Origin of the sequence: Nitratireductor sp. ZSWI3 (assembly GCF_024655565.1) — a bacterium.
Taxonomy (GTDB): domain Bacteria; phylum Pseudomonadota; class Alphaproteobacteria; order Rhizobiales; family Rhizobiaceae; genus Nitratireductor.
Genome location: NZ_JANKOF010000016.1, coordinates 22,795 through 47,463, shown reverse-complemented (window position 1 = coordinate 47,463; position 24,669 = coordinate 22,795). Strand labels below are relative to the sequence as shown.

The window sequence follows — 24,669 nt, the reverse complement described above, 5'->3', positions numbered from 1 at the left end:
CATGATGATGCTTGAATGGTTTGCCGGGTTTCGTGCTAGCTTTCCTGCCGGTGCCGGTCGGTACCTCATTTTCTGCACACGGATTCCGGGAGGGACGAGACATGTTCAAGCGCTTCGCACTGGCCTGCGCGGCAGCACTTTTTGCCGTTCTGTCGATCGCTCAAGCCGAAGAGAGCGACCGATACGGCGCCCAGAAGGTGGTTTATCACATCAACCAGGACGGCGGTCAGGAGAGCAAGTACTACAAGGGCGCGCTGCGCAACATCCAGAACCAGATCAACGCCGTGGGGCGCGACAAGATCGAGGTGAAGGTGGTGATGCACGGCAACGGCATCAACTTCCTGAAGGCTGCCAAGACCGACCAGACGCTGCAATCCGAGGTGACCAGCCTGAAGACGCAGAACGTGACGTTCCTCGTCTGCAACAACACGCTGCAGAGCCGGAAGATCGATTACGAGGCGGATCTGTTCGAGGTTTTCGAGGACGAGATCGTTCCCTCGGGCGTCGCCGAGGTCAGTTATCTGCAGCAGCAGGGCTACACCTACATGAAGCCCTGACGGCCGGCTGGCCGGGATCACGGACCGGCTTTCGAAAAGGCCGGTCCGGCGCATTGCCGCCCGCGCGCGTTTCGCCTACATAGCCCGCAACAACCGACACGACAGCGCGAGGTTTTTCGTGGCACGCCAATTTATTTATCACATGGCCGGCCTCAGCAAGGCGTATGGGGCCAAGAAGGTTCTGGAGAACGTTCACCTGTCCTTCTACCCCGATGCGAAGATCGGCATCCTGGGGCCGAACGGCGCCGGCAAGTCGACCGTGCTCAGGATCATGGCGGGCCTCGACAGGGAGTTCACCGGCGAGGCATGGCTCGCCGAGGGGGCAACCTGCGGGTACCTGCCGCAGGAACCGGAACTCGACCCGGCGCTCAACGTGATGGGCAACGTGATGGAGGGGGTGGCTGCCAAGAAGGCGATCCTCGACCGCTACAACGAGCTGATGATGAACTACTCCGACGAGACGGCGGAGGAGGCGTCCCAGCTTCAAGACCAGATCGACAGTCAGAACCTCTGGGACCTCGAAAGCCAGGTGGAAATGGCGATGGAAGCGCTGCGCTGCCCGCCGGGCGAGGCGACCATCGACAACCTGTCGGGCGGCGAGAAGCGTCGCGTGGCGCTGTGCCAGCTCCTGCTGCGTCAGCCGGATCTGCTGCTCCTCGACGAGCCGACCAACCATCTCGACGCCGAGACGACGGCATGGCTGGAAAAGCACCTGCGCGAATATCCGGGTGCGGTGCTGATCATCACCCACGACCGCTACTTCCTCGACAATGTGACGGGCTGGATCCTCGAGCTCGACCGCGGCCGCGGCATTCCCTATGAGGGCAATTACACCGCGTATCTGGAGGCCAAGGCCAAGCGCATGGCGCAGGAAGGCCGCGAGGAGGCCGCCCGCCAGAAGGCGCTGGCGCGCGAGCGCGAGTGGATCGCGGCGAGCCCGAAGGCGCGCCAGGCGAAATCGAAGGCGCGTATCCGCGCCTATGACGAACTGGTGCAGTCGGCCGACGAGCGGCGCCCGGGCGATGCGCAGATCATCATCCCCTCGGGCGAGCGGCTCGGCAATGTGGTGATCGAGGCGGACGGGCTCGAAAAGGGCTATGGCGACCGGCTCTTGATCGATGGTCTGGAGTTCAAGCTGCCGCCCGGCGGCATCGTCGGGGTGATCGGCCCGAACGGCGCCGGCAAGACGACGCTGTTCCGCATGATCACCGGCCAGGAAAAGCCCGACGGCGGCGAGATCCGCATCGGCGACACGGTGAAGCTGGCCTATGTCGACCAGAGCCGCGACGCGCTCAATCCCAACAAGACGGTGTGGGAGGAGATCTCCGGCGGCAACGACGTGATCAGGCTCGGCAAGCACGAGGTGAACAGCCGCGCCTACTGCTCGTCCTTCAACTTCAAGGGCGGCGACCAGCAGCAGAAGGTCGGCACGCTGTCGGGCGGCCAGCGCAACCGCGTGCACATGGCCAAGCTCCTGAAGGAGGGCGGCAACGTGCTGCTGCTCGACGAGCCGACCAACGATCTCGACACCGAGACGCTGGCGGCGCTCGAGGATGCGCTGGAAAATTTCGCCGGCTGCGCCGTCATCATCTCGCATGATCGTATGTTCCTCGACCGCCTTGCGACGCATATCCTGGCCTTCGAGGGCGACAGCCATGTGGAGTGGTTCGAGGGCAATTTCGAGGATTACGAGCAGGACAAGATCCGCCGCCTCGGGCCCGACAGCGTCAATCCGAAGCGTGTGACCTACAAGCGGCTGACGCGGTAGCGCGACGGCTGCGGCCCTGTTGGTAAACTCTTAGGGTGTTACGCTTAGTATCATCCCGTGAACGGCGGAGGCAGGCTGTCGGCTTGACTCTGCCTGCGCGCAGCGTAAACCCGCTGAAGAGCAAACACGGGCACGGCCATGTTACGGCGCACAGACGAGCGCGAGGCTTCTGATTTCGCAATGCACCATTCCAATGGAATGACGCGTGTCTGCGTCGGTGGCATCGGCGTGGAGATACCGGAAGCCTCGATTTCCAACGAGGAACTGGTCGAAAGTTTCAACAGCTGGGTTGATGTCGAGAACCCTAGGCGGGCGGCCAAAGGCCTGCCGCCCTTGGCGAAATCCGATGCGGCCTTCATCGAGAACGCCTCCGGCATCAAGCGCCGCCATGTCTATGAGCGGGAAGGGATACTCGATCCGAAGCGCATGGCGCCGAACATTCCCGCGCGTGCCGACGACGATCTCTCGGTCATGGCCGAGTTCGGCGTTGCTGCAGCGCGAAAGGCGCTCGACCATGCCGGCGTGGCGGCCAGGGACGTCGATCTGGTGATCTGTGCCTCGGCCCACCACCAGCGGCCTTATCCGGCAATCGCCATCGAGATCCAGAAGGCGCTCGGCACCAGCGGGGCGGGTTTCGACATGGGGCTCGGCTGCTCTTCGGCGCTGGCCGGCCTGCACGTGGCGACCAATCTGGTGCGGGCCGGCGCGCATCGCCGCGTTCTGGTGGTGACACCGGAACTGATCACCGCGCATCTCAACTTCCGCGACCGGCAGACGCATTTCATCTTCGGCGACGCGTCGGTGGGCGTCCTGATCGAGGCGCTGGGCGCCACGGAGGAGCGGCCGGGCCGGTTCGAGATCGTCGACACGCGGAGCTGGACGCAGTTCTCCAACAACATCCGCACCAATTTCGGCTTCGTCAGCCGGCTGGCACAGGACGATCCTTCCTACCTCGCCATGGAAGGCAATCTGATCAAGCAGAACGGCAACAAGGTCTTCAAGGACGTGACCGTTGCCGGGCACAAGTTCATCGTCGATTTCCTGGCAGAGCACGGCTATACGCCGCACACGGTGCGCCGCTTCTGGCTGCACCAGGCGAATGCCCGCATGAACGCCATGATCCTCAAGCTCGCCTTCGGCGGCGAGGTGGGGCACGACCGGGCGCCGACCGTGCTCGATCGGCTCGGCAACACGGCGGCAGCCGGCGCGATCATCGCGCTCAAGGAAAACCACGAGGACATGAAGGCCGGCGAGCACGGCCTGCTGTGCGCCTTCGGCGCCGGCTACTCCATCGGCGGCGCGCTGATGCGCATGATGTGAGCTTCGCTCACGGATAGCGGACAGGCGTCGTCCAGTCCGCATCCTCGTGCTTCTTCCAGTAGAGATCCTTCAGCCGCCTCGTCACCGCGCCGGGGCGGCCGTCGGCGATGGCCCGGCCATCGACCCTCGTCACCGGCATGATGCCGCCGGCGGTCGAGGTGATGAACACCTCGTCGGCCGCCTGCAGCGCTTGCCGCGTCAGCGGCGCCGCGTCGGCTGGCAGATCGAGCGCGGCGGCCAGATCGAACACCGTGCGCCGCGTGATGCCGGGCAGCACGCCGCTTGCCGGCGTGACGAGCCTGCCGGCCGTGACGGCGAAGACATTGAAGCCCGGCCCCTCGGCCACGTTGCCATCGGTGTCGAGCAGCAGGGCCGTCTCGGCGCCCCGGTCGTACGCCTGGTAGAGGCCCCGCACCAGATCGAGCCAATGGTAGTTCTTGATCGCAGGGTCGATGGAGGAGGGTGGAATGCGCACCGCGTCGCTGATCGCTACGTGCAGGCCGCGCTCCATCTGCTCGGTGTTGGCAACGGAGCCGTAAGGGACCGCGAAGGCCATGAACCGGTTCACCGCATCGCGCGGGTCGCGGCTGAAGGTGGGAGAGGCCCCGCGCGTGCACAGCATCTCCACATAAGCCGCACGGTGGCCGGAAAGCGCCACGCAATTGTGCAGGATCTCCGCCACCGCGGCGCGGTCGTGCGGGATCGACATGCGCAGCCTTTCCAGACCGCCGAAGAAGCGCTCCAGATGCAGGTCGAGACGGAAGAAGCGGCCGTTCCACACATGCACCGTGTCGTAGGTGGCATCGGAATGGAGGAAGCCCCAGTCGAGCACCGAGATCTTCGCCTCGGCCATCGGCACATACTGGCCGTCGAGAAAGGCGATGCCCTGCGGATAGCGGTGCGGGTCGCGATGGCGTTCCGATACTTCCGGAAGCGCCGGGTGCTGGATTTCCTGGTCCATGCTCTCCTCCTGCGACGTTACGCACCCTTTCCCACGGAAGTGTAGCAGCGGCGTGCCCGGGCGATAGAACCAGAAACGCCGCGCACGCTGCTACACCTCGCCGCCGATGTCGCCCTCCTCGGGATCGAGCAGGCGCGTGGCGCGCCAGCGGGTGAGCACGGCATTGATGTCGTCCACCACAAAATGGCGGGCCGCGTCGCGCTCGTAGCCCTCGCCGAGCAGCGCATCGTAGCCCGTGTGCTCGTGACGGATGTGCGTGACGGCGGCGAGCCAGACGGCGATGGCGGGCGGCAGCGTGCGCAGCTTGCGGTCGTCGGCGAGCCTGCGGATCGCTTCGGCGTCGGCAAAGGGCGCCCACGGCAGGAGCAGGGTCAATGCCTTGTCGACCGCGCGGCGCCGGGCGGTGGGAGCGCTCTTCATGCGGCCAACCCTCGCGTTCCCATCATGCAGTTTCCCGGCCACACTGGACCGCCTCCGCTTGCCAAGCAAGCCCAAACGATATAAACATATCTTTATATGTATCAGGAGGAGCGCATGCTGACGCGCCCGGCAATCCATCTCGACCAGATGGTCGACACATTGAAGGCGGCGGCCGAGACAAGCCGACTGCGCATCCTCATGCTCCTGTCTCAGGGCGATCTGACGGTGACCGACCTGACCGAGATCCTCAGCCAATCGCAGCCGCGCGTCTCGCGGCACCTGAAGCTGCTCCTGGAGGCGCAACTGATCGTCCGCTACCAGGAGGGATCCTGGGCCTATTTCCGGCTGTCGGACCAGGATGCGGCGCGCGAATTCGTCGACGGCGTGGTGGCGCGTCTCGATCGCGGCGACCCGGTGATCGACCGCGACCTGGAACGCCTTGCCGCGATCAAGCGGCGGCGCGAGGAGCGGGCGGCGGAGTATTTTTCGCGCAATGCGGCGAGCTGGGACGAGATCCGCTCGCTGCATGTGCCGGACAAGGCCGTCGAGGAGGGGTTGAGGAAGCTCGTCGGCGAGCGGCCCTTCCAGTCTATGGTGGACCTGGGGACCGGCACGGGCCGGCTTCTGGAGCTTTTCGCTCCGCTCTATCAGCGGGGCGTCGGGGTGGACCTGTCACGCGAGATGCTGGCCGTCGCACGCGCCAATCTCGACCGAGCGGGCATCGCCAACGCCCAGGTGCGGCTCGGCGACATCGGCGCGCCACCGGTCGAGCGCGACGCGCATGACCTGGTGACCATTCACCAGGTGCTGCACTATCTGGACAGGCCGGGCGTGGCGATCAACGAGGCGGCGAGACTCTTGCGGCCGGGCGGCAGGCTGGTGATCGTCGATTTCGCTCCGCACGCGCTCGAGTTCCTGCGCGACGAGCATGCGCATATGCGGCTCGGCATCGCCGACGGCCAGATCGCCGAATGGCTCGACGAGGCAGGGCTCGACCTCGTCGAAACCGTCGAATTCGCGCCGCGGGGAGATGCCGGGAAAGGCCTGACGGTCAAGCTCTGGCTCGCACAGGACCGGCGCATGCTGATTGCCGACGGCAAGGTGCCGGCGGATGCTCAAAAGGAGACGGCTTGATGCCGCAAACGCGTTTTTCCCGCCGGCCGGACACGGCCGGCAAGCTCCGTGTGTCGTTCGAGTTCTTTCCGCCCAAGACGGATGCGATGGAGGCGCGGCTCTGGGAAACGGTGACGAGGCTCGCACCGCTGGCGCCGTCCTTCGTGTCGGTGACCTACGGCGCCGGTGGCTCGACGCGTGAGCGCACCGCGCGCACGGTCAAGCGCATTCTCGCGGAAACCGCCCTCACGCCGGCGGCGCATATGACGTGCGTCGACGCGACGCGCGAGGACGTCGACCAGGTGATCGGCGAGTTCGTCGCCATGGGCGTGAAGCGTTTCGTGGCGCTGCGTGGCGATCCGAGCTCCGGCGTGGGCGATGCCTATCAGCCGTTTCCCGGCGGCTATGCCAACGGCGCGGAACTGGTCGGAGCGATGAGACGGCAGGGGGATTACGACATCTCCGTCTCGGCCTATCCGGAAAAGCATCCCGAGAGCCCCGATTTCGCGACCGACATCGACATGCTGAAGCGCAAGGTCGACAACGGGGCGACGCGCGCCATCACGCAGTTCTTCTTCGACAACGATCTCTACGAGCGTTACGTCGAGCGTGCCCGGCGGGCCGGCATCTACATCCCCATCGTGCCGGGCATCCTGCCGGTGCACAATTTCTCGCAGGTCGCCAATTTCGCCGGTCGCTGCGGTGCGCATGTACCGAGCTGGCTGGCCGAGCGGTTCGAGGGGCTGGAGAATGAGCCGCAGATCCATGCGCTGGTGGCGTCCGCCGTTGCCGCCGAGCAGGTGCTCGACCTGATCGAGCGCGGCGTCGACGATTTTCACTTCTACACGATGAACCGTGCGGACCTTGTCTTCGCCATCTGCCACATGATCGGCATCCGGGCCGGCGGCGAGGGCGGTGATCGAAGGCAGCCGGCTGCGGCGTGACGCAACGGGCCGCAGGTTTGCAGGACAACAAAAGGGCCGGATCTTCCGGCCCTTTTTCTTTTTCTAAGCAACAAATGGCGCGTAGCCGCCCGCCTCCCGGCGGCGCCTTACCGGCCTATGGCAGGACGCCCATGATGAGGGCGCCGATGAAAACGAATGCCGCACAAATCATCAGTGCATTGACAGGCCGTGTCAGTCCCATGGCAAAGCCTCCTCTGCTTATCAACGGGCGGATTCTAGAGAGACTGGCCGGCCGGCAGCAAGCGGATTTTATGCTGCGCTGCGGCACAAATGCGGAAAATCCGTCCGCTCCCCGGCTGTGGCTTTTGAATTTGCTGGGCAATCGCCCCGATTCACTTTGTGTTAACAAATTGGACGAAAGTCGTAGACCCTCCCCAAGACGCCGGAGAGCGGTCATCGCCTTGGGCGAAACAGCCGACCGTCGATGGTGATGAGGCCGACCGCGATCAGCGCCATGCCGGCGAATTCGAAGCTTTCCAGCCGTTCCTGAAGAAAAACCGCGCCGAGCAGAATGGCGCTGACAGGGACGACGAAGGTGACGAGGGAGGCGTTCGTCGCCCCGGCCGTCGCCAGCACGTGGAAGTAGATGAGATAGGCGAAGGTGGTGGAAAGGACGGCGAGCGAAACCGTCGCCGCCCAGACCTGGTCGCTGAAGGTAAAGAGCTCTCCCGTGCCGTAGAGGGCGAGCACCAGAGGGATCATGATGACGCTGGAGGCGGTGAGCTGCCCGGTGGCGACGACCGGTGACGGCAGGGTTCGGAAGCGCCGTGCATAGATGAAGGCGAGACCGTAGGAGAATGCCGCGCCGACCAGGGCGAATTTCGCCCAGATCGGCCCGCCAAGGCCGGCCAGGAGCCCGGGGCCGATCATCACCGCCGTGCCGGCGATGCCGAACAGGATGCCGACGATCTTCGGCAGGGTGAGCCTTTCGTCCGTCGTGAACAAATGGGCGAGGATCGCCGTCCAGAAGGGCGTCGTGGCGTTGAGCACGGAGGCGAGGCCTGCTCCGAGCTCCGTCTGGCCGAGAAAGATCAGCGAGAAGGGAATGACGTTGTTGAGGGTGGCAAGGGCGAGAAAGCCGCCCGCATGGGGCAGGGCCAGGCGGAAGGACGTGCCGTTGAACAGCAGCCACAATTGCAGAAAGGCCGCTGCGATCACCACCCGGTACATCACCAGCATGAGCGGCGGCATCTCGGCGACGGCGATGCGGGCGAAGAAGAAGGATCCGCCCCAGACGAGGCCGAGCAGCAGGACGAGTCCCCAGTTCTGCAAGGACATTTGCCGGACGGCTGGTCGCCTCTCGGTTTCGACAGTCATCTCATTCTCCGGATCATCGCGATCGCAATCAAAGAATTAGAACGGGATGCGGGCGGATAACCGCTTCACACTTTTCCTGATCCCGCTCTAGCCGCGCATAACGAGGCATAGGCGAGGGGCGGTCAATCGGCCACCCGAATCCGGCCCAGGAGCCAGGGTACGGGAAAAGTCGCCGTCGGCGTGTTTACAGGAAGCCCTGATTTCCTGCAGCATGCCTCCCGAACGCCATTGTGGTGATGCCGGTAGGTCCTGACCCCGGGCTCGACACGCAGCGCCCGCGTGAACGAATCGGAGATGCTGATGCAGGTTTTTGAAACCGCCCGAGATGTCGCCCTCGAGCTGCGGCCGGATCACCCTGTCTACTGCTTCAGGCCGGAGGTTCTGAAGGCCGATGCCCGCGGTTTCATGAAGGAATTTCCCGGCAAGACGGCCTATGCGGTGAAAACGAATGGCGAGCCGCTGGTGCTGAAGACCCTGGCGGAGGCGGGCGTCGAGGCGTTCGACGTGGCCTCGCCCGCCGAGTTCGCCGCCGTGCGGGCCGTCGCGCCGGGCGCCGAGATGCTCTACATGCACCCGGTCAAGGCACAGTCGGACATTCGCCTGGCGCTCGAGGGATACGGTATCCGCGTGATCGCCGTCGACCATGAGGACGAGGTTGCGAAGCTGATTCGCGTCGTGCGGGCGCTCGACGTCGATCCGGGCACGCTGACCGTCTTCGTGCGCATCCAGACCAAGGGCCATGCAGCCTACGAATTGTCGAAGAAGTTCGGCGCCGGGCCGGCACAGGCCGTGGAGCTTTTGCAGCGGCTCGACCGGCACGGCTACAAGGTCGGCATATGCTTCCATGTCGGCTCGCAGATCCAGGACCCCGACACCTATGAGCGGGCGCTCGCCTCGGCAGACTGGGTGCGCGGCCGGGCGGGTGTCGCGCTCGCCGGCCTCGACGTCGGCGGCGGCTTTCCGGCCGAGTATGGCCACGATCCGAACCGCAAGAAGCCGGAGATGCCGTCGCTCCAGGAGATCATGGCGCGTCTGCGGCAGGACATCGTCGAGTGGGGGTTCGATGAGATGCCCCTGGTGGCCGAGCCCGGCCGGGTGGTTGTGGCGCGGGCATTCTCGCTCATCGTGCGGGTGCTTCTGCGCAAGGGGCGCAGGCTCTACATCAATGACGGGATTTGGGCGTCGCTGTCCGATTCATGGACCGGCAAGATCACCCTGCCGGCGCGTTTCATACCCGATCCGGCGATCCGCAGCCGCAACGGCGATGCGCAGACCCTGGTGCCGTTCCGCGTCTGCGGGGCGACCTGCGATTCCGTCGACATCCTGTCGCGCCCGTTCTGGCTGCCGGAAACTGTGGATACCGGCGACTGGATCGAGATCGGCCACATCGGCGCCTATTCCATGGCGCTCAGAACCCGTTTCAACGGCTTTTACCCGGATACGTTCGTCGAGGTGAAAAGACCCTTCGACGCCGGGAAGGCGCCGGAGGGGTTCGCCAGCCTCGAGACGATGGCGGACTGACCGGAAACGGAAAGGATCACGGTTTTGGAAGCAGAGACGCATGCCGTTCCGTTGACCGAGATGGCGTTCGTCATCCTGGTGGCGATCGCGCTCGGGCTGGGGCTGATGCGCCTGAAGCAGCCGCCGCTGGTCGGGTTCATCCTGGCCGGCGTCGTGCTGGGCCCGACGGGTTTCGGACTGATCGGCAATTCGGACAGCGTGACGGCGCTCGCCGAGATGGGCGTCCTGATGCTCCTGTTCTTCATCGGCATGGAGCTGTCGCTGCGCGCCTTCGTCATGAGCCTGAGGCCCGCCGTTCTGGTGGCGCTCGGACAGCTTGCGGTGGCGCTCGCTATCGGCTTTACCATTGCGTGGACCGGCGGGGCGCGGCTTTCCGAAGGGTTGATCTTCGGCTTCATCGTCGGCTTGTCGAGCACGGTCGTGGCCATGAAGATGCTCGACGACATGGACGAACTGCGCGGCGAGGCGGGCCGGATCGCCATCGCCGTGCTGATCGCGCAGGACATCGCGGTCGTTCCGATGCTGATCATCGTCTCGGCGCTGGGCGGTTCCGAAACCGGCTTCGTCTCCGTGGCGGCCAAGGTGGCCTTGGCGGTGGGGTTTCTCGCCTGGCTGCTATGGTGGCTTGGCCGGCGCGGCAAGCTGCGGGCCCCATTCGCGGAACAGATCGGCGGCAATGTGGAAATCCTGGCGCTCGGCGCCATGGGCGCCTGCTTCGGGGCGGCCGCGTTCACGGGCGTTCTCGGCCTGTCGCCGGCCTACGGTGCCTTCGTCGCCGGCATTATCGTCGGCAATTCGACGCTGCGGGCGCGCATCATCCCCGTCATAGAGCCGATCCAGAGCGTGCTCGTGGTGGTGTTCTTCCTGTCGATCGGCCTGTTGTTCGATCTCTCCTACATCTGGAACAATTTCTGGATGGTGTCGGGGGCGGCGCTGGTGGTGATCGCCGCGAAGACGCTGCTCAACGTGTTCCTCCTGCGCATGACGGGGCATGGCCGCAACACGGCGCTGATCGGCGGCCTGTCGATGGCGCAGATCGGCGAGTTCTCGTTCGTGCTTGCCGCCGCCGGCCTGTCGGCCGGGGCGCTCGGCCAGGACAGCTACCGGCTGGCGATCGCCGTGACGGCGATCTCGCTTCTCGTCTCGCCGGCCTGGATGTCGGTGATGCACCGCATCGACGAGGTCGCGGCGAAAGGGTTTTCCTCGTACCGGCAGGCGCTCTCCGAGGCTTATGCGGATGAGATCGAGAATGTGGGCGAGGGCCTGTGGTGGGTGAGGGCGCGCTACCGGGCCGGACGCATGACCCTGCGCAAGTGGCGGGCGCGCCGGGCGCTGGAGAAGGCGGCAAAGGCAGCCGCGAGCCGCGCGGAGCAGGTCGCGGAAGACGCCGTGCCTGCCTCCGCGCAGAGCGAGCCGGCGGAGCCTCCCTCCCAAAAAGCGGGATAGCCTGCCGGCCCCGGGATCACAGGTTCGAGAACAAGGTCGGCGTCGGCCAGCCGTCGGCAGGGAAGCCGAGGCGGATCTGCTCCTGGCGCACCGCTTCCCTCGTGCCGGCCCCGAGAATGCCGTCGATCTTGCCGACGTCGTGGCCGCGTTCGGCCAGCTTCTGCTGAAGCTGCTTCATCACCTCCGGGGCAAGCCCTTGTTCGGGCGTGCGGACGTCATAGCGCGGCGCGCCGTCGAGGCGGGCGGCCAGATGCGCTGCCGTCAGCGTGTAGACCAGCGACTGGTTCCATTCCAGATAGACGTCGTAATTGTCGAAGGCGAGGAAGGCCGGGCCCCTGTAGCCCATGGGCAGGATGAGCCCCGCCTGAAGGCCGTCGTTCTCGAGCGGGCTGCCGTCGCGCCGGGTGACGCCCATCGCGGCCCATTCGGAGCGCGGCAGCCTGTTGACGCGACCGGTCTTCTCCCATGGCATCCGGTCCGGAATGCGCACCTCTTCCAGCCAGGGCTGTCCGGGCTTCCAGCCGAGCGATTGCAGGTTCTTCGCCGCCGTCAGGATGGCATCGCGGGCGCTGCCCTTCAGGTCGACCCGGCCGTCCCCGTCGCCGTCAACGCCCTTGGTGTAATAGTCGGAGGGCAGCATCTGCATCTGGCCGATCTCGCCGGCCCAGGCGCCGGTCACGTCGGCCGATACCCAGCCCTGGTCGATCAGGTGCAGGAGGGAGACGAGCTGCGGGCGGAAGATCTGCGGGCGGCGGCAATCATGGGCCAGGGTGGCGAGTGCATTGAGGGTGGAGAAATCGCCCTGAACGGCACCGAAATCGGTCTCGAGTGCCCAGAACGAGGCAATGACGGGCCCCGGCACGCCGAACTCGTTGTTGGCGCGGGCGAAGGTGTCGGCGTATTTGCGCAGGTTGGCGGCACCGTTCTTCAGCCGGTAGTCGTTGATCATCCGGCCGGAGAACTCCGCAAACGTCTGATTGAAGACGCCCTGCGCACGATCGCGCTGCAGCACAGCCTGGTCGATCCGCGCGCCGTCGAAGGCCGACAGGCCGCGTTCGCCGACGCCGTCTGCGGCCGCTTCCGCCTTCAGCGCCTGGCGCCAGGCATTGAAATCGCCGCCGCATTCCTGTGCCGCGGCTCCATTCGCAATTCCGAATGCGGCCAGGATGCCGAGCGCCATTGTCTTTGCGTGCATGAAACTCTCCTTGAATCCTTGCGACGGTGTCAGCGCGCGTGGGCCTGCAGCCAATTGCGCCAGGCGCTGGCGTTGCCGTTGAAGACGTTGATGTCGGCATTTCCCTCGATGCCGGGCACGACACCCGTGCCGGTGTACTGCCAGAACACCCAAGGATGATTGGAATATTTGTCATCCGGATGGCCGGCCACGGAGCGCAGCCAGAACGGATATCCCTTGAAACGCCGAAGGCCGTTGTCGTCGAAGAAGTCGATCGAGGTGTAGATGATGGGGCGCTTGCCGTAATGACGCTCGACCTCTTCGAGGAAGATCCGCATTTCCGAACGGACGGTCTCGGCCGGCGGCCGGATCTTGCAGGTCGGCGACTGGGGGTTCCACTCCATGTCGAGCACCGGCGGCAGGGCGATTGCCTCACGCGGCACGTTGCGGATGAACCACCGTGCCTGCTCGATCGCCGGGCGGCAGAAATAGTAGAAATGATAGGCACCGCGGGGAATGCCGGCGGCCTTCGCGGCACGCCAGTTTCGGGCGAAATAGTCGTCGACCCGGTCGCCGCCTTCGGTCGCCTTGATGAAGGCGAAGGAGATGCCGTTCCGGCTCACCTTGTGCCAGTCGATGTCGGCCTGGTACTTGGCGACGTCGGTGCCATGCACGGAGTAGTGCCAGGGTGCGCCGCCCTCCCACTCGTGCGGATCCGTGTCGGCGAAGCGCAGCCTCGTGGTCTGCGCCGCCGAAGCCGCGGAGGGACGCGCCGTCCCGGAGACGTCGGAGAAATCGTAGTCGACCGTCGAACAGCCGACAAGGAAAGCGAATAGACTGACGGCCAGCAATCGACGCATGATCAGCGACGGTCCCCCGAGATGCGAATCAGAAGAAACGATTTTGCTTAAGGAATAAGCCAACTTCGCGGCCTCGTCACTGTCACGCGGCGGCTTGCACGAAGCGGCAGCAGGAAAGAAGAGAGAGGGATGCGCAAGGTCTTTTCGCTTTTCAAATGGACGGCAGGTCTCCTGGTCGTGGCGCTGATTGCCGGCGCGGTCTGGCTCTACGCTGCGCCACCGGCCCTCATACGCCTCGGATCGAGCTACGCGGCGAAGATCATCTGCTCAAACGTGTTCATCGCGGGGCGAGACCCCGAAACGGTGCTGCGCAACGACGTGCAGGCGCCGGGCCATCCGCTCCTGAAGCTGATGCGGGTGCGGGTCGATGCGGCGGATGCGACGGTGCATACGGGGCTGTTCGGCGTCTTCGGCCAAGGGCTGGCGGTCTTCCGCGGTGGAACCGGCTGCGTTGCGGTGCCCGACGGCGATCTGACGGCGGCGATGGGAGCGCGGATCGACCTGCCGGAGCCGGCCCCGCGCGGCGCCGATCAATGGCCAGACGGGCTTGCCATCGATGCCGCCCGCTATCCCGAGGTGGCCGAGCTCCTTGCCGACGATGCCCTGACCGGCCCCGGCATGCGTGCGGTGATCGTCGTGCAGAACGGCCGCATCATCGGCGAGCGCTATGGCGCGGACGTGGCGCATTTCTCCCAGCCCCTGATCGGCTGGTCGATGACGAAGACGGTGACGGCGGTGCTTGTCGGCACCCTGGTGAAGGCCGGGCGGCTTTCCGTGGACGACGACCACCTGCTGACCGAATGGAGCGACGACGAGCGCGCCGGGATCACCATCGCCGATCTGCTCGGCATGCAGAGCGGGCTGCAGTTCAATGAGGATTACGGCGATGTGACGGATGTCACGCGCATGCTCTATCTGCAGCCGGACATGCCTGGCTTCGCGGCCGACAAGCCGCTGGTGGGGCCGGTGGGTGGCGTGTTCAGCTATTCGAGCGGCACCAGCATACTGCTGTCGCGCATCTGGCAGAACGCGTTCGACGAGCCCCGGGACGCGCTCGCCTGGCCGCATGAAGCCCTGTTCCAGCGCATCGGCATGAACAGCGCCGTCTTCGAGACGGACCCGCGGGGAACCTATGTCGGTTCCTCCAACCTTTATGCGTCGGCGCGCGATTGGGCGCGGTTCGGACAGCTCCTGCTGCAGGACGGCGTCTGGAAGGGCGAGCGCCTGCTGCCGGAGGGCTGGGTGCACTGGATGCGGACGCCGACCAGGGCCTCGAACGGCGAATACGGCCGGCATGTCTGGCTGCATGGCCCGCGCGCCAACACGCCGCGCGGCGTGCCCGAGGACGAGGGGTTCGACCTGCCTCCGGACGCCTTCTGGATGCTCGGGCACGACGGGCAGACCATCACCGTCATTCCCTCGCTGCGCATGGTGGTCGTGCGCATGGGGCTGACGCCGTCCTCGCTCGGATACAAGCCGCAGGCCCTGGTGGAGGCGTTGGCGAAGCTTCCCGGTCAGCTCGAATAGGACGAGCCGCCCGGCGGCAGGCGAATGACTGCGCTGACGGCGTAACCGTGAAAAAGCGAATCGAAACGCAGGCTTGCGCTGCGTTTCTGACATTCCGATTCCAGTGCCTCGCGCAGCATATCGCGCGGAGCGACATGGAAGGCCGCCAGCCAACGGCGCAGTCCGGTGCGGAACCAGCCCGGCAGGCGCTCCTGTCGTCCGAAATCGACGATGTGCAGCGAGCCGCCGGGGGCGACGCAGTCAAGGGCGGCGGCGATGGTCTCCCGCCAGGGCGGGATCATCGACAGGGAATAGGAGATGAAGACGCGGTCGAAGGTGCGGCGTCCGAACAGGGCATCGGCGTTGAAGGCGGACGCATCGGCCTCGGCGAGCCTGACGATGCCGCCGATGCGCTCGCGCTGCATGCGCCGGCGGGCCGTCGCCAGCATCTCGCGCGAGATGTCGAGACCGTGAAAGAGCGCGTGCGGGAAACGCTCGGCGGCCAGTGCGATGTTGCGCCCCGTGCCGCAGCCGAGCTCCAGGACGGCGCCGCCGCGCGGCACGTCGAGCCCGGCGATCAGGCCGTCGCGACCGAGCAGGTAGAATTTGCGGGTGAGATCGTAGATGTGGCGCTGGCGGCGATAGACGCCGTCCATCAGCCGGGCATGGCTGACCGTCTGCGAGGCCGCACCCATCAGGCGGCTTTCACGTAGAGGTGGAAACCGCCATAGATCGCCGAGCGGTCGTTGGCGCTCAGCTCGCGCGAGCGGATCTTCTCGTAGCGCCATTGCTTCAAAAGCCGATCGGCCACCCGGCCCGGCAGAAGCGACGGGGCGGCAGCCGTGCGGAAGATGACGCGGGCGCCGGGAGCGGCGGTGCGGGTGATCTCGCTCCACAACGCGTTGAGCTGATCGTCGTTCATCCAGTCCTGCGCGTCGAGCAGCACGTAGCGATCGACGCTCTGCGCCGGCTTTGCACGCAGCATGTCGACCAGATTGGCGTGATGCACCGTCACGCGATCGGCCGCGGCCCGGATGGTGGCGAAATGCCTGGCGTCGAGATAGGCGGGCAGGGCGGCCTCATCCGGCGAGGGATAGCGGCGGGCGAAAGCCTGCCAGGCGAAGTAGTTCTCCCTGAGCGGGAAATGACAGGCGAGCTTCTCGAGCCGGCTCGACAGCACCTCGGCCATCGTGCCGTTGCCGGAGGTGATCAGCGAATCGTACTGCGCCGGCGGGATGCCGAGGCCGAACAGCGACGCCTTGCGCGAGGTTGCCCAGCGCACCAGGCCGCGGTCGAAAAGCGGCCGCAGATGGTCGTCGAAGAAGACGCGCTGCTCGCGCATCGAGCGGGCCTTCATGATGTCGGCCGGGTTGACGCCATAAAAGCGCGCCACGGCGTGTCCGGTGGCGATGAACAGGCCGAGCAGGCCGGTCTTGTAGAAATTGCGGTTGAAGGCGGTGATGCGTCGCCGGCCGAGCAGGCCGGGCCGTTCCCAGTGCCTGCGCGACTTCCCGTCGAGTGCGGGGGCGATGAAGCGCTCATAGGCTGCGGCGTTGGCCGGGTCGCCGGCGGCGCCGAAGAAGCGCAGCAGGTCGGCATGCGAGGGAAGCGTCCTGAAGGCGGTCAGTTTCAGGCGGTTGAGGGCGACGTGCGCGGCGTTCAGATCCACCGCGTCGATCCTGGCCGGTTGGCGGGTGAGATAGGCGAGTACGTTGCAGCCGCCCGACGCGATGGTGACGATGCGGTGGCTCTCGTCGAGCTCCATCGCCGCCATGTCCACGGCAGGATCTTCCCAGATTTGCGGATAGACAAGGCCCGAGAACAGGAGGGTGAAGAGCCTTTCGGAAAGGCCCGCCCGCGAGGCCGCCCGGTTCTGGTAGACGGCCTTGCCGAGATGGCGGCGGGTGGAAAGGCCGGTGCCTGCCGAAAGATCTGTCATGGGTCTCTCCCCTCAATCTTTCCCATGAGGGGGGGTGACCCCTCAGTCTTTCCATGAGGGGCTAATGCGCTTCCATGACACGCGCGTGAACGCCCGATGACCGAGTGTGACGGGCTTGTTGAAGACGGTTTGCCGGTACCGACCACGCATCCTCCTCCCGGTGGTCGATCGATTGACCGCGTGGGAGAGAATACGTGGGCCGAAGCGGTCAGGCCTTGCCGAATCCGCCGGCGGTCGGCGTCGTGACGATCACCGCCTCGCCCGCCTTGACGACCGTCTGGTCGCATCCCCGCAGCGTTTCGAGACTGCCGTCGGCGCGGCGCACCTCGGTCCTGCCCATCTCTCCATCCCCTCCGCCTTCGACGCCGCGCGGCGGCAGGGTGCGGTGCGAGGAGAGAATGGCGCATTCCATTGTTTCAAGAAAACGGATGGTGCGCCGCGTGCCGTCGCCGGCGCTCCATTTGCCGTTGCCGCCGGAACCCGGGCGGATGTGGAAGTCTTCGAGCAGTACGGGAAAGCGCAGCTCGAGAATCTCCGGGTCGGTGAGGCGCGAATTGGTCATGTGGACATGGACGCCGGAGGCGCCGTCGAAGCCGCGTCCATCGTTCATGCGGCCCGCCGGGGAGCCGGAGCAGATGGTCTCGTAGTACTGATACTCGGCATTGCCGAACGTCAGATTGTTCATCGTGCCCTGGCTGTTGGCGATGGCCTTCATGGCGCCGAACAGAGCGTTGGTGACGTGCTGCGAGGTCTCGACGTTGCCGGCGACGACCGCTGCCGGGTAGGCGGGACGCAGCATGCAGCCTTCCGGGATGATGATGTTGACCGGGCGCAGGCAGCCCGCGTTCATCGGGATCGAGCCCTCGACCATGACACGGAACGCATAGAGCACTGCGGCGCGCGTGACGGGTTCTGGTGCATTGAAATTGTTCTTCATGACGGGCGAGGTGCCGGTGAAATCGACGGTCGCCTCGCGCTTTTCCCGGTCGACGGTGATCTTGACCTTGATCATCTGGCCGGTGTCCGTCGGATATTCGTATTGCGATGCGTCCGGCAGGCGCTCCAGAACGCGGCGCACGGCCTCGGCAGCGTTGTCCTGGACATGGCCCATATAGGCCTCGACCACGTCGAGGCCGAACTGGGCGATCATCTTCCTCAACTCCGCCACGCCCTTCTCGTTGGCGGCGATCTGCGCCTTCAGGTCGGCGATGTTCTGGTGCGGATTGCGGGCCGGATAGGGATGGTCGGTGAGCAGCCTGTGCAGCTCCGCCTCGCGGAATTTCCCGCGTTCGACCAGGTGGAAATTGTCGAACAGCACGCCTTCCTCGTCGACGGTCGTGGCAAGCGGCGTCATGGAGCCGGGCGCCGTGCCGCCGACGTCGGCATGATGGCCGCGCGAGGCGGTGTAGAAGAGGATCGTCTCGCCGGCCTCATCGAAGACGGGCGTCACGACCGTGATGTCGGGGAGGTGCGTGCCGCCATTGTAGGGGGCGTTGAGGGCAAACACGTCGCCGGGGCGGATGTTGCCGCGATTGAGACGGATGACGGTTTCCACCGACCGGTCCATCGAGCCCAGATGCACCGGCATGTGCGGAGCGTTGGCGACGAGCGCACCGTTGCGGTCGAAGACGGCACAGGAGAAGTCGAGCCGCTCCTTGATGTTCACCGAATAGGCCGTGTTCTGCAACGTCACGCCCATCTGCTCGGCGATGGACATGAAGAGGTTGTTGAAGACCTCCAGCATCACCGGGTCGGCCTCGGTGCCAAGGGCGGCCAGGCGCGCCTTCTTCTCGATGCGGCGCATCAGGACATGGTCGAGCGTCGTGATCTCGGCCTGCCAGCCGGGCTCGACCACGATGGTCTGGTTGGCCTCGATGATGAGGGCGGGGCCGGCGACGCGGTTGCCGGGGCTGAGCTCGGCGCGGCGGAAGATGCCGGCCTCATGCCAGGCACCGTCGCAGAAGATGCGGCGCGTCTCGCCGGGTTCGGGCCTGGCGTCGTCGGTTGCCTGCGAGGGCTCCTGCGGTTTTCCCTGGCTGGCGTCGAGGCCCTCGATGCTGACCGCTTCGACGACCATGGGCTTGTCGTCGTAGATGAAGCCGAATTGCGCCTTGTGGGCCGCTTCGAAGGCCGCCTTGGCGCTTTCCAGCGAACCATCGTCGAAGGCCACCGGCAGTGTGGTGTCGGTGCCGTCGTAGCGGATTTCGAGCTTGGTGCGCCAGGCGATGCGCTCGCCGGTGATGCCCTGATCGGCGAGCTCGCCGCGCACCTCTTCGCGCAGCGTCGCGGCCAGCGCTTCTATGGCGCCGAGCGAATCCTTCTCGAAAGGCTTCAGAAGCGCTTGCTGACGGGAGGCGAAGACGGTGGCAAGGCCAATGCCATAGGCCGACAAGAGGCCCGACATCGGATGGATCAGGACCGCTTCCATGCCCAGCGCATCGGCGACCAGGCAGGCATGCTGGCCGCCGGCGCCGCCGAAGCAGTTGAGCAGGTAGTTCGTCACGTCGTAGCCGCGCTGGACGGAGATCTTCTTCACCGCATTCGCCATGTTCTCGACGGCGATGGTGATGAAGCCTTCGGCGACGGCTTCGGGCGGACGCCCGTCGCCGATCGCGGCGGCGAGTTCGGCAAAGCGCTCGCGCACCGTGCCGACATCCAGCCTCTCGTCCTGGTTCGGGCCGAAGATCGCCGGGAAGAAGTCGGGTTGCAGCTTGCCGAGCATGACGTTGGCATCGGTGACCGCCAGCGGGCCGCCACGGCGATAGCAGGCGGGGCCGGGGTTGGCGCCGGCCGAATCCGGGCCGACCTTCAGGCGGTTGTCCTCGTAGTGCAGGACCGAGCCGCCGCCGGCGGCAACCGTGTGAATGCGCATCATCGGCGCGCGAATGCGCACGCCGGCGACCTCGGTGTCGAAGGCGCGCTCATACTCGCCGTCATAATGGGTGACATCGGTCGACGTGCCGCCCATGTCGAAGCCGATCACCTTGTCGAAGCCGGCGAGCCTTGCCGTCTCCACCATGCCGACGACGCCGCCGGCGGGGCCGGACAGGATGGCATCCTTGCCCTGGAACTTGTCGGCGGCGGTGAGGCCGCCCGACGACATCATGAATTTGAGAGCGGGACCCTGCCCACCGGCATCGACCCCGAGCTCGCCGGCGACGCGGCTTACATAGCGCGCCAGGATGGGGGACAGATAGGCGTCCACCACCGTGGTGTCGCCACGGCCGACGAGCTTGATCAGCGGCGAGGTCTCGTGGCTGACGGAAACCTGCGAGAAACCGGAGTCCCGGCAAAGGCTTGCTGCGGCTTTTTCATGCGCCGGATACTTCCAGGCGTGCATGAAGACGATGGCGACGGCATCGATGCCTTCGGCCCTGGCGGCGGCGATCTCGTCCTTCACGGCATCGAGGTCGAGCTCCGTCTCCAGCGTGCCGTCGACGCGCAGACGCTCGGGCACCTCGACGACGCGCTCATAGAGCTGCTCGGGAAGGATGATCTGCTTGGCGAAGATGTCGGGCCGTGCCTGGTAGGCGATCTTCAACGCGTCGCGGAAGCCCTTGGTGATGAGCAGGAGAACGCGGTCGCCCTTGCGCTCGAGCAGCGCGTTGGTGGCGACGGTCGTGCCCATCTTGACGTCGCCGATGCGGTTTGCGGGCATCGGCTCACCGGGTTTGACGCCGAGATGATCGCGGATGCCCTGGATGCCGGCATCGGCATAGGCTTCCGGATTTTCCGAAAGCAGCTTACGCGCATGGAGGCCGCCCTGGGGATCCCTGCCGATGACATCGGTGAAGGTGCCGCCGCGGTCGATCCAGAAATCCCATTTGCCAGCTGTCATCGCTCTTCCCTTCGCATTATCCTGCGTTCAGGAGAAACATGTCTCGGATAAAACGTCAATAATTTATTGACATATTATCTGAGTGTGCCAGTCTGCCAGCCTGGCGACGTGAAGAGAAAACCACCGTCGTTGCAACGCAATGGGAGAATCAACATGCACCAGCTTGCCAAGTTCGCCATCCTTGCTGCCGGGATCGGCTTTTCCACTGCTGCCGGCGCGCAGACGAAGTGGGACATGCCGGTTCCTTACGGCGACACCAATTTCCACACCCAGAACATCGTCCAGTTCGCCGACGACGTGAAGACCGCGACCGACGGCGGGCTCGAGATCACCGTTCATTCCAACGGTTCGCTGTTCAAGCATCCCGACATCAAGAACGCCGTGCGCCAGGGCCTGGCGCAGATCGGCGAGATCCTCGGCTCGCGCCTCTCCAACGAGAACCCGATCTACGAGGCCGATTCCATTCCGTTCCTCGCCACCAGCTACGACGATGCGCGCAAGCTCTATGACGCGTCGAAGGACGTGCTGGCGGCGAAGCTGGAAGAGCAGGGGCTGCAGCTGCTCTTCTCGGTGCCGTGGCCGCCCCAGGGAATTTACACGAAGAAGGAGGTCGCCGCGATCGACGATCTCAAGGGCCTGAAGATGCGCGCCTACAATGCGGCGACGGAACGGCTGGCGCAGCTTGCCGGCGCGCTGCCGACACAGGTGGAGGTGCCCGACCTGCCGACCGCCTTTGCGACCGGCCGCGTCGAGGCGATGGTCACCTCGCCGTCGACGGGTGCCAATTCCAAGGTCTGGGATTTCCTGTCGCATTATTCGGATGCCCAGGCCTGGCTGCCGCGCAACATGGTGTTCGTCAACAAGGCGGCGTTCGAGGCGCTGCCCGAGGATCAGCAGACGGCGGTTCTGGAAGCCGCAGCCACCGCCGAGACGCGCGGCTGGGAAGCTTCGGTCAAGGAGACCGAGGAGCAGACCCAGGTGTTGAAGGATAACGGCATCACCGTTACCGCGCCGAGCCAGGAGCTGAAGGACGGTCTGGCCGCGATCGGCAAGACCATGGCCGACGAGTGGGTCGCCAAGGCGGGCGACGAAGGCAAGGCCGTCCTCGACGCCTACAGGAACTGACCGCTTTGACCTGGCCGGGCGCCGCAGGCGGCCCGGCCTTCGACGCCCGCGAAGCCGCGGGCGGAGCGATCGTCGAAGCGGAGAAAAGACGATGCGGAAGTTTCTCGACTGGTTCTACGGCCTGGCCGAGTGGCTGGCCATGGCGGCTCTTTGCGCCATCGCCGTGCTTGTGTTCGCACAGGTCATGGGGCGCGTTACCGACGCCGCGCTCAGCCTGTTCGGCATGCCGCCCTACGGCTTTCTCGTGCCCTCGCTGGCGGAGATCGCCGGCTTCCTCCTGGTCGGGGCTTCGTTCCTGGCGCTGGCCGGATCGTTGCGCGGCGGCGTGCAGATCCGCGTGACGCTGGCGATCGGCCTCCTGCCTGAGCGGGTGCGGCGTTTCACCGAGATCGGCGTGCTGATGGTGGCGGCGGCCCTGTCCGGCTTCTTCTTCTACTATGCGGCAAAGCTGGCTGCCGACAGCCACCGCTTCAACGAGCTTTCCTACGGCATCATCGCCATCCCCTTGTGGATCCCGCAGGCCGTGATGGCGATCGGCATCGGCGCCTTCGCGATCGCGCTCCTCGACGATTTGGTGATGGCATTGCGCGGCGTTGCCCCGTCCTATGCCGGCTCCGAAGAGCAGGCAGTGGAGGAATTGTGATGGATCTGGCGACGATTTCCCTGATCCTCGGCCTCGTTCTGCTCGTCCTGTTGGCCTGCGGTCTGTGGGTCGCCCTGGCGCTGATGGTGGCGGGGCTGATGGCGATCTACCTGATGGTCTCGGTGCCGCCGGGCGCGGTGATGGCGACGACGGTCTGGGGCGCCATCAATTCGTGGGACCTGGCGGCCCTGCCCATGTTCATCTGGATGGGCGAGATCCTGTTCCGCACGCGGCTCGCCGAAGACATGTTCGCGGGGCTGGCCCCGTGGATGCGGCGGCTGCCGGGGCGTCTCCTGCACGTCAACATACTGGGCTGCGCGATCTTCGCCGCGGTTTCCGGCTCGTCCGCGGCGACCACCGCCACGATCGGCCGCATGTCGCTGCCGGAGCTCAGAAAGCGCGGCTATGACGAGCGCATGGCCATCGGCTCGCTGGCCGGTTCGGGGACGCTGGGTCTGCTGATTCCGCCCTCGATCATCCTGATCGTCTACGGCGCAGCAACGGAGCAGTCGATCGCCCGCCTGTTCATCGCCGGCATCATTCCGGGCGTCATGCTGGCGATCCTGTTCATGGGATACACGGTCATCTGGGCTCTGCTCAACCGCAACCGCATGCCGGAACCCGACCCCGGCATTCCCATCCTGTCGCGGATCTGGCAGACGCGGCGGCTGTTCCCGATCCTCGCGCTGATCATCGGCGTGATCGGCTCGATCTATGGCGGGTTTGCCTCGCCGACCGAGGCGGCGGTGGTGGGGGTGGTCCTGTCGCTCGCCCTGTCGTGGTTCACGGGAACGCTGTCGCGGCAGACCTTTGTGGAGGCCCTGCGCAACGCCTCGCGCACCTCTTGCATGATCGTTCTCATCCTGGCGGGGGCTTCGGTCCTGACGGTGGCGATGGGTTACACGGGAATCCCGCGGGCGCTGGCGCAATTCATCGCCGATCTCGGCCTTTCCCCCTATGCGCTGCTCGCGGCGCTGACGCTGTTCTTCGTCGTGCTCGGCTGCTTCCTCGACGGCATCTCCATCGTGGTGCTGACCGCCTCCGTCATCCTGCCGATGGTGGAGGCCGCGGGGCTCGACATCATCTGGTTCGGCATCTATCTGGTGCTGGTGGTGGAGATGAGCCAGATCACGCCGCCGGTGGGATTCAACCTGTTCGTGATCCAGGGGCTGACCGGCCACAACATCCTCAAGGTGGCCGGCATGACGCTGCCGTTTTTCCTGATGATGATCGTCGCGGTGGTGCTCATCGTGGCGTTCCCGCAACTGGCGCTCTGGCTGCCGCAAACAATGCTCGCGAGGTGATGATGTCGAACGTCGAACGGAAGATCGGACCTGTCGTATCGTCTGCGCATCTGGCGGCGGGCGCGATGCCGGCGCTCTCCGAGATCGAGTTCGCGATGACGGTGATGAACCATTCATTCGAGCGCTGGATGGTGCGCTGCATGGCGGCGGCCGGGGTGCCGGGGCTGCAGCCCACGGCGGTGCAGATCCTGCATGCGGCGACGCATCGCAATCGGGAGAAGACGCTGTCCGAACTGTGCATGATGTTCAACATCGAGGACGTGCACATCGTCTCCTACGCCATCAAGAAGCTGGCCGCCCTGGGGCTGGTGAAAACGGGCCGACGGGGCAAGGAGAAGACGGTGAGGGCGACGGCCGAGGGGGTCGCCGCCTGCCAGCGCTATCATGAGGTGCGCGAAGCGTTGCTGGTCGCCAGCACCAAGCGGCTGAAGCTGGACGAGGACGTGCTTTCCGGCATCGCCGCCGTGATGCGGTCGCTCTCCGGCCAGTACGACCAGGCTGCGAGGAGCGCGACCAGCCTTTGAGCGAAAGCCGGCCGCCGGCGGCTTCTGCGGCAATCCTCGATTGTAACCGGCAGTCACCCAACGTGACGAAACCCAGGTTCCATCTCTGCATTATCCCGCTGCTGGGCGCGCGCCGACGCGTCCAGAAGACGCGCATTTAATGGAGAATTTATCATGCAGAAGTTCTTGATTGCGTTCGTTTCCGGCTTGGGCCTTCTGGGGCTCGCTGCCTGCAGCGAAGGCGACAACACGACGACGCAGAGCGTCGAGCCGGGCCAGCAGGACACGGCGCCGCTGGAGGCCCCGTCGGCAGCGCCCGAGGGGACGCCGGACACCACGCAGCCGGATCAGGGCACCACGAGTCAGTGAGCGTCCAGATTTTCTGATCG

General features: G+C 65.6%; 21 protein-coding genes. 13 read left to right on the top strand and 8 right to left on the bottom strand.

Annotated features, from left to right (window positions below):
* Window positions 1-101 precede the first annotated feature (101 nt).
* The 3 genes from NUU27_RS07830 to NUU27_RS07820 all read left to right on the top strand — a co-directional run bounded on the left by NUU27_RS07830 (window position 102) and on the right by NUU27_RS07820 (window position 3,645).
* Window positions 102-557 (top strand): DsrE family protein, encoded by a 456-nt coding sequence (locus tag NUU27_RS07830; RefSeq protein ID WP_257761526.1) that lies wholly within the window; start codon window positions 102-104, stop codon window positions 555-557.
* Window positions 558-675: 118 nt separating this feature from the next.
* Entirely contained in the window at window positions 676-2,325 is a 1,650-nt protein-coding gene (ettA, locus tag NUU27_RS07825; RefSeq protein ID WP_257761525.1) for an energy-dependent translational throttle protein EttA, read from the top strand.
* 198 nt (window positions 2,326-2,523) lie between these two features.
* Window positions 2,524-3,645, top strand: coding sequence for a beta-ketoacyl-ACP synthase III (locus tag NUU27_RS07820; protein WP_257761547.1), 1,122 nt, complete (start codon window positions 2,524-2,526; stop codon window positions 3,643-3,645).
* 7 nt (window positions 3,646-3,652) lie between these two features.
* On the opposite strand, the gene NUU27_RS07815 is transcribed toward NUU27_RS07820, so the two are convergent.
* Together NUU27_RS07815 and NUU27_RS07810 are read right to left on the bottom strand one after the other, a co-directional pair.
* Complete coding sequence (locus NUU27_RS07815; protein ID WP_257761524.1) at window positions 3,653-4,606, bottom strand: aminotransferase class IV; 954 nt, start codon at window positions 4,604-4,606, stop codon at window positions 3,653-3,655.
* A 90-nt stretch (window positions 4,607-4,696) separates the two neighbouring features.
* On the bottom strand, window positions 4,697-5,026 hold the full coding sequence (locus NUU27_RS07810) for a DUF2293 domain-containing protein (protein ID WP_257761523.1): 330 nt from the start codon (window positions 5,024-5,026) through the stop codon (window positions 4,697-4,699).
* Between the two features lie 114 nt (window positions 5,027-5,140).
* Here NUU27_RS07810 and NUU27_RS07805 point away from each other — a divergent pair, with 114 nt between their 5' ends.
* Both NUU27_RS07805 and metF read left to right on the top strand, forming a co-directional pair.
* Complete coding sequence (locus tag NUU27_RS07805; RefSeq protein WP_257761522.1) at window positions 5,141-6,160, top strand: metalloregulator ArsR/SmtB family transcription factor; 1,020 nt, start codon at window positions 5,141-5,143, stop codon at window positions 6,158-6,160.
* Window positions 6,160-7,083 carry a methylenetetrahydrofolate reductase [NAD(P)H] gene (gene metF / locus NUU27_RS07800; RefSeq protein WP_257761521.1) on the top strand — a complete coding sequence of 308 codons (924 nt, stop codon included), beginning with the start codon at window positions 6,160-6,162 and terminating at the stop codon, window positions 7,081-7,083. Before NUU27_RS07805 ends, metF begins: the two co-directional genes overlap by 1 nt.
* A 414-nt stretch (window positions 7,084-7,497) precedes the next feature.
* Here metF and NUU27_RS07795 read toward each other — a convergent pair whose 3' ends face one another.
* Window positions 7,498-8,421, bottom strand: a complete 924-nt coding sequence (locus NUU27_RS07795; protein WP_257761520.1) for a DMT family transporter — start codon at window positions 8,419-8,421, stop codon at window positions 7,498-7,500.
* A gap of 300 nt (window positions 8,422-8,721) precedes the next feature.
* On the opposite strand from NUU27_RS07795, the gene NUU27_RS07790 reads away from it, so the two are divergent.
* Both NUU27_RS07790 and NUU27_RS07785 read left to right on the top strand, forming a co-directional pair.
* The gene (locus NUU27_RS07790) at window positions 8,722-9,942 is read left to right on the top strand and encodes an alanine racemase (protein WP_257761519.1); all 1,221 of its coding nucleotides are present in this window, start codon (window positions 8,722-8,724) and stop codon (window positions 9,940-9,942) included.
* A gap of 24 nt (window positions 9,943-9,966) precedes the next feature.
* Window positions 9,967-11,388 (top strand): cation:proton antiporter, encoded by a 1,422-nt coding sequence (locus tag NUU27_RS07785; RefSeq protein ID WP_257761518.1) that lies wholly within the window; start codon window positions 9,967-9,969, stop codon window positions 11,386-11,388.
* 16 nt (window positions 11,389-11,404) lie between these two features.
* On the opposite strand, the gene NUU27_RS07780 is transcribed toward NUU27_RS07785, so the two are convergent.
* Both NUU27_RS07780 and NUU27_RS07775 read right to left on the bottom strand, forming a co-directional pair.
* Complete coding sequence (locus NUU27_RS07780) at window positions 11,405-12,583, bottom strand: lytic murein transglycosylase (protein WP_257761517.1); 1,179 nt, start codon at window positions 12,581-12,583, stop codon at window positions 11,405-11,407.
* Between the two features lie 29 nt (window positions 12,584-12,612).
* Complete coding sequence (locus NUU27_RS07775) at window positions 12,613-13,422, bottom strand: glycoside hydrolase family 25 protein (RefSeq protein ID WP_257761516.1); 810 nt, start codon at window positions 13,420-13,422, stop codon at window positions 12,613-12,615.
* A gap of 129 nt (window positions 13,423-13,551) precedes the next feature.
* Here NUU27_RS07775 and NUU27_RS07770 point away from each other — a divergent pair, with 129 nt between their 5' ends.
* A complete protein-coding gene (locus NUU27_RS07770) occupies window positions 13,552-14,949 on the top strand; it encodes a serine hydrolase (RefSeq protein WP_257761515.1) in 1,398 nt (465 codons plus the stop codon).
* Here NUU27_RS07770 and NUU27_RS07765 read toward each other — a convergent pair.
* From NUU27_RS07765 to NUU27_RS07755, 3 genes are all read right to left on the bottom strand, one after another.
* Window positions 14,937-15,623: a class I SAM-dependent methyltransferase gene (locus tag NUU27_RS07765; protein WP_257761514.1), complete on the bottom strand. Its 687-nt coding sequence runs from the start codon at window positions 15,621-15,623 to the stop codon at window positions 14,937-14,939. The genes NUU27_RS07770 and NUU27_RS07765 overlap by 13 nt on opposite strands.
* On the bottom strand, window positions 15,623-16,867 hold the full coding sequence (locus NUU27_RS07760) for a DUF3419 family protein (protein ID WP_257761513.1): 1,245 nt from the start codon (window positions 16,865-16,867) through the stop codon (window positions 15,623-15,625). The genes NUU27_RS07765 and NUU27_RS07760 overlap by 1 nt, the downstream gene beginning before the upstream one ends.
* Before the next feature lie 208 nt (window positions 16,868-17,075).
* The gene (locus NUU27_RS07755; protein ID WP_257761512.1) at window positions 17,076-20,705 is read right to left on the bottom strand and encodes a hydantoinase B/oxoprolinase family protein; all 3,630 of its coding nucleotides are present in this window, start codon (window positions 20,703-20,705) and stop codon (window positions 17,076-17,078) included.
* Between the two features lie 153 nt (window positions 20,706-20,858).
* On the opposite strand from NUU27_RS07755, the gene NUU27_RS07750 reads away from it, so the two are divergent.
* The 5 genes from NUU27_RS07750 to NUU27_RS07730 all read left to right on the top strand — a co-directional run bounded on the left by NUU27_RS07750 (window position 20,859) and on the right by NUU27_RS07730 (window position 24,649).
* The gene (locus NUU27_RS07750; protein WP_257761511.1) at window positions 20,859-21,830 is read left to right on the top strand and encodes a TRAP transporter substrate-binding protein; all 972 of its coding nucleotides are present in this window, start codon (window positions 20,859-20,861) and stop codon (window positions 21,828-21,830) included.
* A gap of 91 nt (window positions 21,831-21,921) precedes the next feature.
* Window positions 21,922-22,473 (top strand): TRAP transporter small permease, encoded by a 552-nt coding sequence (locus tag NUU27_RS07745; protein WP_257761510.1) that lies wholly within the window; start codon window positions 21,922-21,924, stop codon window positions 22,471-22,473.
* Window positions 22,473-23,777: a TRAP transporter large permease gene (locus NUU27_RS07740; protein ID WP_257761509.1), complete on the top strand. Its 1,305-nt coding sequence runs from the start codon at window positions 22,473-22,475 to the stop codon at window positions 23,775-23,777. Before NUU27_RS07745 ends, NUU27_RS07740 begins: the two co-directional genes overlap by 1 nt.
* Before the next feature lie 2 nt (window positions 23,778-23,779).
* Window positions 23,780-24,301, top strand: coding sequence for a winged helix DNA-binding protein (locus tag NUU27_RS07735; protein ID WP_257761508.1), 522 nt, complete (start codon window positions 23,780-23,782; stop codon window positions 24,299-24,301).
* Between the two features lie 153 nt (window positions 24,302-24,454).
* The gene (locus tag NUU27_RS07730) at window positions 24,455-24,649 is read left to right on the top strand and encodes a hypothetical protein (protein WP_257761507.1); all 195 of its coding nucleotides are present in this window, start codon (window positions 24,455-24,457) and stop codon (window positions 24,647-24,649) included.
* The last annotated feature ends 20 nt before the right edge of the window (window positions 24,650-24,669 follow it).